The 15,371-nt window shown below is 62.1% G+C and carries 15 protein-coding genes; 4 read left to right on the top strand and 11 right to left on the bottom strand.

Annotated features, from left to right (window positions below; genetic code table 11):
* The first annotated feature begins 2 nt into the window (after nucleotides 1-2).
* A complete protein-coding gene (locus ABWV89_RS06210; RefSeq protein ID WP_353395304.1) occupies nucleotides 3-1,295 on the top strand; it encodes an RNA polymerase sigma factor in 1,293 nt (430 codons plus the stop codon).
* Between the two features lie 12 nt (nucleotides 1,296-1,307).
* On the opposite strand, the gene ABWV89_RS06205 is transcribed toward ABWV89_RS06210, so the two are convergent.
* Nucleotides 1,308-2,387 (bottom strand): calcium:cation antiporter, encoded by a 1,080-nt coding sequence (locus ABWV89_RS06205; protein ID WP_353395302.1) that lies wholly within the window; start codon nucleotides 2,385-2,387, stop codon nucleotides 1,308-1,310.
* Nucleotides 2,388-2,495: 108 nt separating this feature from the next.
* Between ABWV89_RS06205 and ABWV89_RS06200 the strand changes: the two genes are divergently transcribed.
* Together ABWV89_RS06200 and ABWV89_RS06195 are read left to right on the top strand one after the other, a co-directional pair.
* The gene (locus ABWV89_RS06200; RefSeq protein WP_353395301.1) at nucleotides 2,496-2,822 is read left to right on the top strand and encodes a hypothetical protein; all 327 of its coding nucleotides are present in this window, start codon (nucleotides 2,496-2,498) and stop codon (nucleotides 2,820-2,822) included.
* A gap of 384 nt (nucleotides 2,823-3,206) precedes the next feature.
* Nucleotides 3,207-4,502 (top strand): glycerophosphodiester phosphodiesterase family protein, encoded by a 1,296-nt coding sequence (locus ABWV89_RS06195; protein WP_353395299.1) that lies wholly within the window; start codon nucleotides 3,207-3,209, stop codon nucleotides 4,500-4,502.
* A gap of 97 nt (nucleotides 4,503-4,599) precedes the next feature.
* On the opposite strand, the gene ABWV89_RS06190 is transcribed toward ABWV89_RS06195, so the two are convergent.
* The 10 genes from ABWV89_RS06190 to ABWV89_RS06145 all read right to left on the bottom strand — a co-directional run bounded on the left by ABWV89_RS06190 (nucleotide 4,600) and on the right by ABWV89_RS06145 (nucleotide 14,150).
* Nucleotides 4,600-5,316 (bottom strand): 2-hydroxychromene-2-carboxylate isomerase, encoded by a 717-nt coding sequence (locus ABWV89_RS06190; RefSeq protein WP_353395297.1) that lies wholly within the window; start codon nucleotides 5,314-5,316, stop codon nucleotides 4,600-4,602.
* Nucleotides 5,317-5,348: 32 nt separating this feature from the next.
* Entirely contained in the window at nucleotides 5,349-5,519 is a 171-nt protein-coding gene (locus tag ABWV89_RS06185; RefSeq protein WP_353395295.1) for a DUF1289 domain-containing protein, read from the bottom strand.
* Between the two features lie 59 nt (nucleotides 5,520-5,578).
* Nucleotides 5,579-6,112: a YbaK/EbsC family protein gene (locus tag ABWV89_RS06180; RefSeq protein WP_353396048.1), complete on the bottom strand. Its 534-nt coding sequence runs from the start codon at nucleotides 6,110-6,112 to the stop codon at nucleotides 5,579-5,581.
* Nucleotides 6,113-6,180: 68 nt separating this feature from the next.
* Nucleotides 6,181-7,092, bottom strand: a complete 912-nt coding sequence (locus ABWV89_RS06175) for a hydroxymethylglutaryl-CoA lyase (protein WP_353395293.1) — start codon at nucleotides 7,090-7,092, stop codon at nucleotides 6,181-6,183.
* A gap of 24 nt (nucleotides 7,093-7,116) precedes the next feature.
* Entirely contained in the window at nucleotides 7,117-8,040 is a 924-nt protein-coding gene (locus ABWV89_RS06170; protein ID WP_353395291.1) for a 2-hydroxyacid dehydrogenase, read from the bottom strand.
* Nucleotides 8,041-8,076: 36 nt separating this feature from the next.
* A complete protein-coding gene (locus tag ABWV89_RS06165; protein ID WP_353395289.1) occupies nucleotides 8,077-10,287 on the bottom strand; it encodes an ATP-binding protein in 2,211 nt (736 codons plus the stop codon).
* Nucleotides 10,287-11,057 carry a DUF4126 domain-containing protein gene (locus tag ABWV89_RS06160; protein WP_502903158.1) on the bottom strand — a complete coding sequence of 257 codons (771 nt, stop codon included), beginning with the start codon at nucleotides 11,055-11,057 and terminating at the stop codon, nucleotides 10,287-10,289. The genes ABWV89_RS06165 and ABWV89_RS06160 overlap by 1 nt, the downstream gene beginning before the upstream one ends.
* 45 nt (nucleotides 11,058-11,102) lie before the next feature.
* A complete protein-coding gene (locus ABWV89_RS06155; protein ID WP_353395287.1) occupies nucleotides 11,103-11,888 on the bottom strand; it encodes an enoyl-CoA hydratase/isomerase family protein in 786 nt (261 codons plus the stop codon).
* Nucleotides 11,885-12,403: a DinB family protein gene (locus ABWV89_RS06150; protein WP_353395285.1), complete on the bottom strand. Its 519-nt coding sequence runs from the start codon at nucleotides 12,401-12,403 to the stop codon at nucleotides 11,885-11,887. Before ABWV89_RS06150 ends, ABWV89_RS06155 begins: the two co-directional genes overlap by 4 nt.
* Nucleotides 12,404-12,542: 139 nt before the next feature.
* Nucleotides 12,543-14,150, bottom strand: coding sequence for a carboxyl transferase domain-containing protein (locus tag ABWV89_RS06145; protein ID WP_353395283.1), 1,608 nt, complete (start codon nucleotides 14,148-14,150; stop codon nucleotides 12,543-12,545).
* A 179-nt stretch (nucleotides 14,151-14,329) separates the two neighbouring features.
* Between ABWV89_RS06145 and ABWV89_RS06140 the strand changes: the two genes are divergently transcribed.
* Entirely contained in the window at nucleotides 14,330-15,358 is a 1,029-nt protein-coding gene (locus tag ABWV89_RS06140; RefSeq protein WP_353395281.1) for an AraC family transcriptional regulator, read from the top strand.
* Nucleotides 15,359-15,371 lie beyond the last annotated feature (13 nt).

Below are 15,371 nucleotides of genomic sequence, written 5' to 3'. Positions count from 1 at the left end.
ATATGACCAAGCCAGACAGCTTCACGCAACAGGTGACCGCCATCTGGCGCATGGAGTCAGCCAGCATCATCGCTGCAGTCACCCGGCGCGTCCGGGACCTGGCGGTGGCTGAGGAGATCGCGCAGGAGGTACTGATGACGGCGCTGGAGAAATGGCCACAAGACGGTTTTCCGGACCGACCGGGTGCATGGCTGATGACCACAGCGATCAACCGGGCCATCGATCACCTGCGGCATTTGCAGATGATGCAGCGGCATCATGAATCAATGGCTGCGGACCTGGAGGCTGCTGGCGCGCACCTCGTACCAGATTTCACCGACTCACTGGACGATGCCAGGCTGCATGCCGAAATCAATGACGACCTCCTTCGGTTGATCTTCATTGCCTGCCACCCCTTGCTTCCTCCCGCCTCCCGTGTGGCACTCACGCTGCGGCTGCTTGGTGGGCTCAGCACCCAGGAAATCGCTCGTGCATTTCTCAGCAAGGAAAGCACCATTGCACAGCGAATCGTTCGCGCCAAACGCACACTGAGTGAAGCGTCCGTGCCGTTTGAAGTGCCTGGCGAAGCAGACCGGGCCAATCGGCTGGCATCTGTCATGGAAGTGATCTACCTGATTTTCAACGAAGGCTACACAGCCACCGACGGCGGCGACTGGATGCGCCCAGCTTTGTGCGATGAAGCGATGCGCCTGGCCCGCATGCTCACGCACCTGGCCCCCAAAGAGCCGGAAGTGCTGGGCTTGCAGTCGCTGCTGGAGATTCAGGCCTCTCGGCTGGCCGCACGACATGACGAGAAGGGTCAACCCGTCTTGCTGATGGACCAGGATCGCTCGCAGTGGGACCCTTTGCTGATCGAGTCAGGGCTGTCAGCGCTGAAGAGGGCCCAAGCAGTGAGCAAGAGAACGGCCGGTGGCTATCAGCTGCAGGCAGCCATTGCAGCATGTCACGCGAGGGCGCCATCGGCCAGCGAGACGGACTGGCAACGCATCGCCACCCTCTATGGTGAACTGGCGCAATGCATGCCGTCACCCGTGGTGGAGCTCAACCGGGCGGTCGCCGTGGGAAAGGCAGATGGACCAGAAGCGGCATTGCCAATCGTAGAGGCTTTGCTTGACCAGCATCAATTGCAACACTACCCGTGGCTGCCTGCAGTCCATGGCGACCTGCTGGAGCAAATGTCCAGGCACATTGCCGCAGCCGACGCATACGAGAGGGCTGCTTCATTGACACAGAATCAGCAGGAGCAGCGGATGATGCTCGAACGCGCCCATCGAAATCGATCCAGGAACGATTGAGGCGGACAGGCTTCACGGCTCCAGTGTCAGGAACAGGAAGGCAGCGAACATCACAACGTGAACAGCGCCTTGCATGAAGTTGGTTCGTCCTGCTCCAAGTGTGAAGGCACTCATCACGAAGGTCAGTGTCAGCATGCCGATGTCCTTGGAAGCAAGTCCGAGATTCAGGGGAAGGTCCAGCCACAGTGCGGCGACCACCACCACTGGAACCGTCAGTCCAATGCAGGCAAGCGCGGAGCCGATCGCCAGGTTCATGCTGGTCTGCAACCGATTGGCTCTGGCCGCACGCACTGCGGCATAGGACTCCGGCAGCAGCACAATCACAGCGATCACGACACCGACCACTGTCTGCGGCAAAGCCCAGTTCGAGACCAGTGCTTCCAGCGATGGAGACATCAGCTTGGCGAGTCCCACGACGGATACCAGAGCGACCACCAGCAAGCCGAAGCTGACCAAGGCACTCCGCGTGGTCGGCGATTCGCCTTCGGCATGAGCTTGGTCACCGGCCCCTTCTTCCGGTAGAAAGAACTCTCTGTGGCGAACCGTCTGGAAGAAGATGAAGGCGAGCCAGAGTGCGAGCGATCCCAACGCGACAAACGCCAATTGGGAACCAGAGTAACGCGCGCCTGGCGCGCTGATCGTCAACGACGGCATGACGAGCACCAGGCCAGCCATCACCGCAAGAGCCGCCATGCCGGCATTGGTCCCTTCGAGCCGAAACGTTTGCTCACGATGGTGCCAACCCCCTACCAGCAGGCACAAGCCGACCACCCCCGTGACAATGACCATCACCGCACCGTAGATGGCGTCTCTGGCCACACTGGCGCTTTTCTCCCCGCCAACAATCATCATCGAAATGATCAGCGCCGCCTCAATGATGGTTACCGACAATGCCAACACCAAGGTGCCGTAGGGTTCCCCCACCCTGTGAGCGATCACCTCCGCATGATGAACACCCACGCCAACTGCAGCAATGAGCGCCACCAGACTGACACCCAGCAACACACCGCTCATGGGCAGCATCAAGCCAGCCGCCAGCACAGCAGCGCAAAGCCAGGGCAGGATGTGATATGGGCTAATCTTGAAGGGCATGGAACCATACTAGGATCGAAATCAAACACGCAAAATTCGCATGGTTATCCGCAACCTATACTGATGCTGTCTCATCCAATCCCGCAAATGCATGATTGCTCCTCCAGCATGAACACCGCCACGCGTCGACCAACAACCGCACAGCAAGGACGAGCCAGGTGGGCGATTCTGCTGCTACTGGCTCTGACACTTGGTGCCGCATGGGCCACCAACCCGGATCCGGACCAGCACCGCCAGGCCATCAGGCAAGCCATTGGTGAGCGCAGCCCGCTCTCCGGCCTGCTGGGCCTGGGCGCTCTCACGGCATTCGTCTCTGACTACCACCCGCTTGGCCTGGGCTCATACACCACCGTCAATGGCAAGACTGTCTCCATTGGTGCGTTCGGTCAGGTATTTGTGCTTGACACGGACAAGAGCACTTTCGTCAATCGATAGCTGCAGCCTTGGCTGGTCCATGGGTGAGTGAATGGGCAGGGAAGGCGTGTAGTGCATGTCGTCATTTAAAGGCCATGCTTGCGTCACAGTACTGCCACACAGCGCCCGTAGCATGCACCTTGCATCGCGGCCTTGACCGGCGCAGGCAATAGCCAGGAAGCCACCGCCAGCGCCTGATCGAGCGAGCACCACGCAACGAAACCGACGGCCTTCACAACAGGGACAAGGCAACAGGACCGATTACAGCGTGGCAGCTGCCGGAGTGGATCAGCGCTGGCTGTCAGACGTCAGGCCAGTGATGCGGTTTGAAACCGTGTCGAGGCAGCTCCCCCTCCTGCCTCGACGCGCCACTTTTCAACTCGACACAGACAAGGAATGCTGTCCATGCTCTCTCGAATCCATTTGGGTGCTGCCCTGCTTATCGCTTTTGGCACATTTGCCCACACCAGTGCCTCAATGGCTGCGCCTGACCATGGACATCATGGTGGCAAGTTCAAGGACTGGTTCTCCGAGCGGCCACGCAGCATCCAGGTTGGCGCACGCCCGTTTTTTCTGGCGAACGACATGGAAGAAAGCGCTCTGAAGAAGCAGATGCAGCAGTGCACGAAACGGCCGGCGTTCACCTCGCGTGACTTCTCCATCGGTCACCGCGGCGCCCCCATGCAGTTTCCAGAGCACACAATGGAGTCGTACACGGCGGCGGCCCGCATGGGTGCGGGCATTGTGGAATGTGATGTCACGTTCACCAAGGACAAGGCACTCGTCTGCCGTCACGCTCAGAACGACCTGCACACCACCACCAACATCTTGCTGACCCCGCTGGCCGCCAAGTGCACCAAGGCCTTCACGCCTGCGGTGCTCGACACCGACGGCAAGGTCACACAGCCAGCCAGCGCCGAATGCCGCACCAGCGATATCACCCTGGCCGAATTCAAGAGCCTGCGCGGCAAGATGGATGCATTCAACCCTGCTGCGCAAACTGTCGAGGATTACGTTGCCGGCACAGCCAACTGGCGTACCGACATCTACAGCGGCCCCACCAGTGGCACCTTGATGACCCACGCCGAGAGCATTGCCCTGTTCAAGAAGCTGGGCGTCAAGATGACGCCTGAGCTCAAGAGCCCGTCAGTCGACATGCCGTTCGAAGGCTTCACCCAGCAGGCCTATGCGCAGAAGATGATCGACGAGTACAAGTCTGCCGGGGTACCTGCCCGCCGCGTGTTTGCCCAGTCTTTCAACAAAGATGATGTGCTGTACTGGTTGAACCATGCGCCGGCATTCGGGCGTCAGGCGGTCTACCTTGACGATGCCGAAACCCCTGCCGACCTGCCCGGTGCCGCAGAGCTGGCCGAGTACAAGGCTGATGGCATCAACATTGTGGCGCCTCCGCTGTGGGCCCTGATTGCAGCCGACGGCAATGGTCAGCTGGTGCCCTCGCCCTATGCGCAGCAAGCCCGCTCCGCCGGCCTGGACATCATCACCTGGACACTGGAGCGCTCAGGCATTCTGGCGGACGGCAACAATGGCTGGTACTACCAGACGTTTGACAGCGCCATCGGCCGTGAAGGCGATCAGTTCCGCGTACTGGATGTACTCGCCAAGGATGTGGGTGTGCTGGGTGTGTTTTCCGACTGGCCGGCGACCACCACCTTCTATGCCAACTGCGCCAACCTGCGTTGATCGCAGTGGGAGAGTTTCGGGCCGGTGTTTGCCAATATGAAGGTCACGGCCCAGGTAGGGCAGTCAGACGATTTCGTCTGACCTCCCTGCCGTCCATTCAGGTTCTGGGGGGCAGCCCGGAGGGCACCGCCGGAGCCGCTTCCCACACCCCCGAGGCGAACCAGCTGTCGCCATCCAGATAGGCGCGCAGCATTGGCAGGGCATCCAGCCCCCAGAAGTTTCGCCCATCCACCTGCAGAGTCGGAACGCCAAACACGCCTTCAGCCACTGCGGCTTCCGTGTTGGTCCGCAGCTGCTGCTTGACCGCATCGCTGTCGGGCGCCAGCCAGGGCAGCTTGCGCTCTGCCATGTGCGACTGCATCTCTGCCGTCAGGCTGGCCATTCGGTCTGCATCATCCACAGCGGCCCCACCGCACCAGACGTGATCGAGCAATCGCCCCGTGACATGGCGGCTGGAGACGGCCGGCGCATCCGGATGCGCGCAAGCAAGCGCCAGGCGCATCAGCGGCATGGGGTTGAAAGGGTGCTTTTCCGGCATGGCCATCTCCAGGCCTTGCTGCGATGCCAGCCAGAGACAGTGGCGATAGACCCAGTCGCGCTTGTACTCGACTTCCGCCGGGCCAAGCATGTTCTTGGCACGAAGCAAAACGCCCAGAAGCGCCGGCTTGTAGTCCACCTGATAACTCACGCCCTGCAAGGATTGGGGCAACTGGTGAAATGCCAGGTAGGCGTAGGGCGAGAGTACGTCGTAGTAAAACGTGATCTGCCGGACATCGCCTTGCGTTGACTCGGTTGCCTTCTGTGATTCGTCCATGCTTGTCTCCTTCAATGGTGTGCGCAGGTCGCCTAATCAGAATCGGCAGGCGTCGCTGGCAATGGTGCAGCGCCTGCGTGCCGGATACGCGATTTGATGTTCCCCCAGACCTGAAGCTTCTCCGCATCGCTGATACCTGACCAGGCAGCGATTTCTTCAATGGAGCGCCAGCAGCCCTTGCACAAACCGCTTGAAGCATCCATCACACACACGGAAATGCATGGCGAGGGCACAGGCCTTGTAGAGTCTTGGTCTCCTACCGTCATTGGTCACCTTCTTCCGGCGCATTGTCGGCAGTCACTGTCACATCGGCCACCGGCGCACCCGTCAGCTCCACCAGCTCCTGTGGCGAAAGGCGAAACACGCCATGGGGATGCCCTGCCGCGGCCCACACTTCCTCGAAACGCAACAGCTCCCGATCGATCAGGGTAACCGGAGGGCTTGCATGCGCCACGGGTGAAACCCCGCCGATGGAGAAGCCGGTCATCTCCTTGACGAACTCGGCATTGGCACGGCCCAGCTTGCCGCCATCCGCGCAGACCAGCGCCTGCACTTTCTTCTCGTCCACCCGCAAATCACCCGAAGTCACCACCAGCACCGCTGCATCCACGCCGCTGGGATGATTCTTGCGACGAAAGAGGATGCTCTTGGCGATCTGACCCAGGGCCACGCCCAGTGCATCCGCCGCCTGCTGAGCCGTGCGCGCGGCATCGGACAACATGACAGGCCTGTGAGGGTGACCTTTGGCCGCCAGCGTGTCGACCACGCGCTGCATGGAAGGCGTGAGATGAGTCATGTCGGCGGGCGTGGCCGACGGATGCGAAGAAATGTCAGAAGTTGTTTGTGATGACATGGGCAGGAAGTTCAACTATCGCGTTTTGCCAGAAGCGCGCGCGCCACACGAGATGGCGTACCGCGGCCGAGCTGTTCACTGATGAAGACACCTGCATCCACCAGGGCACCGAGATCGATGCCGGTGTCGATGCCCATGCCGTGCAGCAGGTAAACCAGATCTTCGGTGGCCACGTTGCCGGTCGCACCCTTGGCGTAGGGGCAGCCTCCCAGGCCGGAGACGGAGGACTGGTAGTTCCAGACCCCCAGCTCCAACGCGGCAAGGGTGTTGGACAAAGCCTGTCCGTAGGTGTCATGGAAATGGCCGGCCACCTCATCAATACTGTAGTGCGCCAAGGCGGCCTCAAACGCTGCCTGCACCTTGCGCGGCGTGCCCACGCCAATGGTGTCGGCCACGTCCACCCGCTCCACGCCTATGCCCTTCATCAGGCCGGCCAGATACCCGACGCGTTCCGCGGGCACATCACCTTCGTATGGGCAGCCCACCGTGCAGCTCATGGCCCCGCGCACGGCGATGCCAGCGGCTTTGGCCGCGGCCACCACCGGCGCAAAGCGCTCGATGCTTTCAGCGATCGAACAATTGATGTTCTTCTGGCTGAAGGCCTCGCTGGCTGCACCGAACACCACGATCTCGTCAGGCTTATCCGATACCGCTCCCTCGAAGCCCTTCATGTTGGGCGTCAACACCGAATAGCGCACACCGGGCAAACGGGTGATGCCGGCCATGACCTCGTGGTTATCGGCCATTTGCGGCACCCACTTGGGGCTGACATAGCTGGTGACTTCAATCTCTTTCAAGCCGGCGGCCTGCAGGCGATGCACCAGTTCGATCTTGATGGCCGCTGGCACCGGCTGCTTTTCATTCTGCAAACCGTCCCGTGGACCGACATCAATGATGCGAACTTTCGTGGGTAGCTGGTTCATGGGTTTCTCTGCCAGGGTGTGTACTCAATAGCCTCGGGTTGCATCCACCACGCCCGCGATGGCTTGTCCGCTTTCCAGCGCCCGGATCTTGCTGGCGATCTGTTCAATGGTTTCGTCCCGCAAGGTCCGGGCAGAGGTGTGAGGCGTCAATTGCAGTTTGGGGTGGGCCCAGAATGCGTGCTCTTTTGGCAAAGGTTCTTCCCGGAACACGTCGAGCGCCGCACCCGCCAGATGGCCGCTGTCCAGCAACGCCAGCAAGTCCTCGTCCACCAGATGCGCGCCCCGCGCCACGTTGATCACGTAGCCGCCAGGCATCAATTGCGCCAGGGTTTCGCGGTTGAGAATGTTCTCGGTCTCCGCCGTCAACGGCAAGAGGTTCACCAGCACACGCGTGCCGGCCAGAAAATCCTTGAAGCCTTCATCGCCATGGTGGCAATGCACACCGTCAATGGTCTTGGCGCTGCGGCTCCAGCCGAGCACAGGAAATTCGAACGACTGCAAAGCTTTGGCCACGCGGGTGCCGAGCACACCCAGCCCCATTACCCCCACCGGGAAGTCGCGGCGCAGCAAGGGCTTGCGAAACGCCCATTCGCCGCGCTGCATGGCCGCCTCCACCTGATCGAATTCGCGAAAATGCCGAATAACGGCATGGCACACAAACTCGGCCATTTGCACCGACATGCCGGCATCGTCGAGCCGCACGACCTTCAAGTCCGGCGGCAGCGACAGCTTGAGAATGCCGTCCACGCCGGCGCCGATATTGAACAAGGCCTTGAGTTGCACTTGCTCGTCGATCAAGGCTTGCGGTGGCGACCAGACGACCGCGTAGTCGGCCATCGGCGTTTCGCCCTGGGACCAGATGGAGAACTCGACATTAGGCAGCGCCGCCTGAAAGCCCGCGAGCCAGCCCAGTGGCTTGGGGCCCGGAAAACAAATGGTGATATGCATGTCAGGCAATGTAGCGGCGGGGCAAAGACCGCGCAGTCACACGGGTTGCGCAGCCGCCTCGCTGGCCACCGTTTCCAGACGCAGCAAGTCGTCACCCTCGCCCACCTGATCGCCCGGCGAAAACAACAGCTCAGTGACCACCCCATCGGTGGGAGCGGCAATGGTGTGCTCCATCTTCATGGCCTCCATCACGGCCAGCACCTGACCGGCTTTGACAGCATCACCCGCCTTGACCGCGAACGACAACACCTTGCCCGGCATGGGCGCAGAGAGACGCCCACCTTCGCTGCCGCGCTCACCCGCATGGGCCAGCACATCGAGCTCGTCGATGACCGAGGCACCCAGCCCGCAGAAGACGTGGACCGTCTCGCCACGCTGCCAGGTGTGCACCGTCTGCCGACGGCCAGCGTATTGCAAATCAAACCGGATCCCGCTCTCCGAAGGCAGCAAGTGGTAGCTCAACACTTCATCGTGCGAACCCACCTTGAGCTGCACGCCACCGCCATGCAGATACACCAAGCTCGCCGTCAACGGGCTGCCGTGATAACTGAAATCGAAGCGACGCTCTGCCTGGCCGAACATCCGCCAGCCGTCGCGACGGGAGAACGGGTCGGACGCCGTGGCAGCCGACTCCTGAATCAGGGTCTGCGCCACGGCCGCGGCCACCGTGAACGATTCGCCCACCGGATCGTGGTGGAACAAAGCCGATGCCTCGCGCTGGATCAACGCGGTATCGAGTTCCGCCTGTGCGAACGCGGCACTGTGCACCACCCTGCGCAGAAACTGCACGTTGGTGGACACGCCCACGATGTGGGTCTCGGTCAGCGCAGCGTCCAGGCGCGCCAAGGCTTCCTCACGCGTGTTGCCGTGGACGATGAGTTTGGCGATCATGGAGTCGTAGAACGGGCTGATGGCATCGCCCTCTCGCACGCCGCTGTCCACGCGCACCACACCCCGCTCAAATGCAGAGTGGATGGGCGACCGGTACACCTGAAGTTCACCTGTGGCCGGTAGGAACTGCTTGTCTGGTGTTTCGGCGCAGATTCGCGCTTCGATGGCGTGGCCTGTGAGTGTGACTTCCTCCTGGAGAAGAGGAAGTGACTCGCCACCCGCCACACGGAGTTGCCACTCGACCAGATCGAGCCCCGTCACAGCCTCCGTCACTGGATGCTCAACCTGCAATCGGGCATTCATCTCCATAAAAAAGAATCTGGCCCCCACGCTCCGCCGCTGCGCTGGGTCGCTGCCCCCCGAGGGGGCTGCGCCGACTTGGGGCGGCCCGGCGTCGGCTCCCTGTGCCCCCACGCTCCGCCGCTGCGCTGGGTCGCTGCCCCCCGAGGGGGCTGAGCCGACTTGGGGCGGCCCGGCGTCGGCTCCCGGCATCACGCCCAAACCATACCCGCCCACCTGCTCGACGATGAATTCCACCGTACCGGCGCCCACGTAGTTCACAGCCTTGGCTGCCGCCACCGCCGCCGCGCCCATTTCGGCGCGCAGCTCTGGTGTCATGCCTGGGGCGGGTGCCTCTTCCAGCACCTTCTGGTGGCGACGCTGCACCGAGCAATCGCGTTCGAACAAATGAATCACGTTGCCATGGCTGTCACCAAACACCTGGATCTCGATGTGTCGCGGCCGTTGAACGTACTTCTCGATCAGCACGGCATCGCTGCCGAAGCTGTTGCGCGCCTCTCGCTGGCACGACGCCAACGCCGCCGCAAAATCCTCACTGCGCTCGACCACGCGCATGCCTTTGCCGCCACCACCAGCACTGGCCTTGATCAGCGCTGGATAGCCAATGCGGTCGGCCTCGCGTTGCAACAAGGCAGGGTCCTGGTCTTCACCGTGGTAGCCAGGCACCAGTGGCACACCGGCGGATTCCATCAGGCGTTTGGATTCGGCCTTGAGCCCCATGGCCCGGATACTGTCTGCCGACGGGCCGATGAAAACCAGGCCCGCACCCTTGCAGGCATCGGCGAACGCTTCGTTTTCGCTCAGAAAGCCATAACCAGGGTGGATGGCCTCCGCGCCGGTGGCCTTGGCCGCGTCAATCACCCGTTGCCACTGCAAGTAGCTGTCCTTGGGGGCACTGCCACCAATGTGAACCGCTTCGTCGCAGGCGGCCACATGCTTGGCTTGCGCGTCGGCATCGGAATACACCGCCACGGTGCGCACGCCAAGACGGCGCGCCGTCGCAGCCACGCGGCAGGCAATCTCACCACGATTGGCAATCAGGATTTTCTTGAACATCACAGTCTTTCAGGCTCGGGCTCTGGGTTGAGCCATTGGCGAATGCGGCGCAAAGCGCCTCGCAAGAAACGGAACAGCATCCAGGTCACGACCCACATCACGACCAGAACAAACAGCAGGACCACGCCGAACAGCATGGGGTGGTTGGTGGCCAGCCACACGGCCCCCACAACCGACACGTCTTCCACAAAGCTCATGCCCACGTTAGAGAACGGTTCTGGGGAGGTATTGATGGCTGCCCGGGTGGTGGTTTTGGCGGCCTGGCTACTGGCGGCCAGCGTGCCGCCCATCAATGCGCCCACCAGGGCCATGGTGGTGCTGTCGGCGCCCAGCACGGCGGCCGCCAGCGCCGCGCCGGCGGGCACGCGAACAAAGCTGTTGATGGCATCCCAGACGGAGTCCAGGCCCGGGATTTTGTCGGCAAAAAACTCCACAAACAACAAGGCGCCGCTGACCAGCAGCACCGCTGGGTGCTCCAACATGTGCAGGCCAGACGGCAAAGCGATCCAGTCCAGCGCACCGCAAGCGCCCACAATGAACACCACCGCGTAGAGCCGGAAGCCACTTGCCCAGCCCAGCGCGGCCGCCAGAGCGAGCAAGCTGGGCATGTCCATGTGGTTCATGGCGGTGGAAGCGGCGTCGCCCAGGGTGGCGCCCACTTGGGCCGCACCTTCCGTGGCAGCGTCGCCGCCGACACTCGACCACCACTGCCCCACCTGCTCCCAGACGCCTGGGGCAGTTTCGATACCGTTTGTGTTGTTCGTTGTCATGCGGTGTCCTCCTTGCGCTCAGGCATCAGGCCCCATGCTTCTCGCTCAAGTCAGCCAGCTCGGTTTGCGCTTCTGCAGAAAGCTCTGCACGCCTTCTTTACCGTCGTCGCTGGCGCGAATATCGGCGATGCCCTCCACGGTTTGGGCAATCAAATCTGCTTCAAGTTCCCGGTGTGCCACATCCTGCACCAGGCGTTTGCAAGCGGCCACCGCGTTCGGGCTGGCGCTGCACAAGGCATCGGTCCATGACTGGACTTGCGCATCCAGTGCGGCCTCGTCGGACGCCAATGCATGCAGCAAGCCCACCCGATGGGCCTCGGCGGCATCGAAACGCTCCGCCGTGAGAAAGTAGCGGTGCGCCGCGCGCGCGCCCATGGCGCGAATCACATACGGGCTGATGGTGGCGGGAATCAGGCCCAGCTTCACCTCGCTCAGGCAAAAATGCGCAGTGTTCACACCCGCCGCCATGTCACACGCCGCCACCAGGCCCATGCCGCCCGCATACACATCACCTTGCACGCGGGCAATGGTCGGTTTCGGGCATTCGTAGATGGCGCGCAGCATGCTGGCCAGGCGTCCGGCATCGGCCAGGTTTTCTTCGCGGGAATAGTCGGCCATGGCGCGCATCCAGTTCAGATCAGCGCCGGCACAGAATGCAGGCCCTTCTGCGGCCAGCACCACAGCGCGCACGTCATCCCTTCCGCCGAGCGAAGTAAAGGCGTCATCCAGCTCGCCAATCAGCGCGTCGTTGAATGCATTGCGCACCTGCGAGCGCGTGAGCGTCACGCGGGCCACACCACCTGTCACGTCGAGGCGAAGGTTCTCGTTCATGCCGTGCCCTCGCTTTGCACTTGCTGCAGGTAATAGACCAGATCCAGCTCCGGTGCGGGCTGCCCCATCGCCGTCAACGCAGCAGTGATCTGACCGCGGTGGTGGGTGCCATGGTTGAACACATGAGCCAGCGTGACCGCGAAGGGCAGGCTCACCGCCTGCCCTCTCATGGTGGTATAGCTCAGATCGCCATCGAATTTTTCCGGCGCCCATGATTCGATCAGTGCCTGCCAGTTGGCCGCGCCACCTTTGAGCGCCTGCCCCAGGCGGTCGCGATGCGGCTCCACCTCGGCATCCAGCGGCATCTTGGGTGAAGCACCTTTCGCAAACCGCGGATACCAGATGAAGTGCTCGCCGACCAGCAAGTGGTTCAGCGTGCCATGAATGCTCTTGAAGAACAGCCCCACATCACGGCGGTAGTCTTCGTCGCTCAAGGCATCCACCGCATCGATCAGGCGACGCGTCGCCCAGACGTTGTATCCAGCCAGGTGAAGAAAGTGAGCGTTAGGGTTCATCGCTATAAAAATCTCAGTTCTATTCAAATATGTGGGCAGGCATCCCAACCGAGGCAGACGCAGAGCCGGCTTTGCCGGTCTGCCCACTTGCGCTCCCTTCAAAGGGAAGAGGCGAAGCGTCTCGGGGTTGGGACGTTCCCTACATACGGAAGATGCCGAACTTCGTTTCCGGAATCGGCGCATTCAACGCGGCCGACAGGCCCAGCGCCAGAACGCGCCGGGTATCGGCCGGGTCGATGACACCATCGTCCCACAAACGCGCCGATGCGTAATAGGGGTGGCCCTGCACTTCATACTGCTCCTTGATCGGCGCTTTGAAGGCGGCCTCTTCGTCCGCGCTCCAGCTGCCGCCTTTGGCCTCAATGCCGTCGCGTTTGACCGTGGCAAGCACGCTCGCTGCTTGTTCGCCGCCCATGACCGAAATGCGGGCATTCGGCCACATCCACAGGAATCGAGGCGAATAGGCACGGCCGCACATGCCGTAGTTGCCCGCGCCAAAGCTGCCGCCAATGATCACGGTGAATTTGGGCACTTGCGCCGTGGCCACCGCCGTCACCATCTTGGCGCCATTGCGCGCTATGCCCTCGTTCTCGTATTTGCGGCCCACCATGAAACCTGTGATGTTCTGCAAAAACACCAAGGGCGTCTTTCGTTGGCAGCACAGCTCGATGAAGTGAGCGCCCTTCAGGGCCGACTCGGAAAACAGAATGCCGTTGTTGGCAATGATGCCCACCGGCATGCCTTCGATACGCGCAAAACCGCAGACCAAGGTGGTGCCAAAGCGCGCCTTGAATTCGTCGAACTCGCTGCCATCCACAATGCGCGCAATGATCTCGCGCACGTCAAAAGGTTTGCGCGTGTCGGTGGGGATCACGCCATACAACTCTTCGGCGGCGAATTTGGGTGGGACCGGCTCGTGCAGCGCGATGGGTGGTGCTTTGCGGGCATTGAGGTTCTTCACCGCCTGCCGGGCCAGCGAGATGGCATGCAGGTCGTTCTCGGCCAGGTGGTCGGCCACGCCAGACAAGCGCGTGTGCACATCTCCACCGCCAAGGTCTTCTGCGCTCACCACTTCACCGGTGGCGGCCTTCACCAGCGGCGGGCCGCCCAGATAAATCGTGCCCTGGTTTTTCACGATGATGGTTTCATCGCTCATGGCGGGCACGTACGCGCCACCCGCGGTGCAGGACCCCATCACCACCGCAATCTGTGCGATGCCTTGCGCGCTCATGTTGGCCTGGTTGAAGAAGATGCGGCCAAAATGGTCGCGGTCCGGGAACACTTCGTCTTGATTGGGCAGGTTGGCGCCACCTGAGTCCACCAGGTAGATGCAGGGCATGCGGTTTTGCTGCGCAATCTCTTGCGCCCGCAAATGCTTCTTCACCGTCATGGGGTAGTAGGTACCGCCCTTGACCGTGGCGTCGTTGCAGACGATCACGCAGTCCACACCACTCACACGGCCCACGCCGGCGATCACCCCCGCGCAAGGTGCTGCTCCGTCGTACATGCCGTACGCGGCCAGTGGCGAGAACTCCAAGAACGGCGTACCAGGGTCGAGCAGCATCTGCACCCGGTCGCGCGGCAGCAGCTTGCCCCTGGCCAAATGCTTTTGGCGTGCAGCTTCGCCGCCACCCTGGCTGGCCTGAGCCACTTGGGCCCTCAAATCCTCCACCACCGCTTTCATGGCGTCGGCATTGGCCTTGAATTCGGCCGATCGTGGGTTGAGGTGTGTCTCCAGCGTTGTCATGGGCTTTGCCTGCGTGTCTGTCGCCCGCTTTGAGCGGACTGCGGATGGAATTCGTCCACCAGCATAACGTTTTACGAGGTACGCAGCAGGTCACTTTGGTTGCAAATCGTGCCATTGAAGATCAGAATGACCGGTTTGAACGAAGAGACTGAAACCCCTCGCCTTCACTGCAGCACTTCATGCCATCGCCCTCCAGTTCATCACCGATTCGTGCCACCCCCATGGGCTTTGCGCGTGCCATCGTCCTGGCTTATCAGTCCCGCCAGATGGACCCCGTCCATGCTCTGGCCGCTGCCGGCCTCACTCTGAACGGGTTGAACGCCGCCGATGCCAACGCACGGATGACGGCGCATCAGATGGAAGCCTTGTCTGACGCTGCCATGCGTGAGCTGGACGACGAAGCCTTGGGTTGGTTTGAACGTCCATTGCCCTGGGGCAGCTACGGCATGCTCGCCCGTGCATCGCTTTCATCGCCAACGCTGGGGCTGGCCATTCAGCGCTGGTGCCGCCACCACGCCTTGCTCGCCCGCGGCGTCACCCTCTTCCTGCACACCCGCGGTGAGCTCGCCACGATCGAGTTGGTGGAGCATCGGCCACCCGGAACTGGCGGCCAGTTGCGCGAGTTCTGCCACGTCTCGTTGCTGCGCAACGTGCTGGGTTTGTCCTGCTGGTATGTCGATTCCCGCATTCCGTTGAGGGGCGCACAGATGGCGTTCTCACCACCATCGCATGCGGATGCCTACAGCGTGCTATTTGACGGACCCACACAGTTTGACGCCGCGCACAGTGCCGTGAGTTTCGACGCCGCCTATCTGGCCCTGCCCCTGCGCCGGGACGAAGCCGCCATGCGGCACATGTTGCAACGCGCCCTGCCATTGACCGTTCACCTCTACCGCCGTGACCGCCTGCTGGTGCAACGGGTGCGATCAGCGCTGCGCGACCGGCCGGCACTCACGCACAACGCAGACGACACCGCTACCCTGCTGGGCATCTCGGTGCGCACGCTGCACCGGCAGCTCAAGGATGAAGGCGCCAGCCTGCAAGGGCTGAAAGACGAAGTGCGGCGTCAGCGCGCCATGGAACTGCTGCAACGCACGCAACGCCCGATCAAACAAGTTGCCCAGGCCGTGGGCTTTCAGAACGAGAAGAGCTTCTCCCGAGCGTTCAAGGCGTGGACCGGGAAGACGCCGGGGGAGTGGCGCGGGTGAACCCCCGCCACTG

The organism is Hydrogenophaga sp. 5NK40-0174, assembly GCF_040372165.1.
In the GTDB taxonomy this organism is placed as follows: Bacteria; Pseudomonadota; Gammaproteobacteria; order Burkholderiales; family Burkholderiaceae_C; genus Hydrogenophaga.
This window is presented reverse-complemented; position numbering and strand designations above follow the sequence as displayed.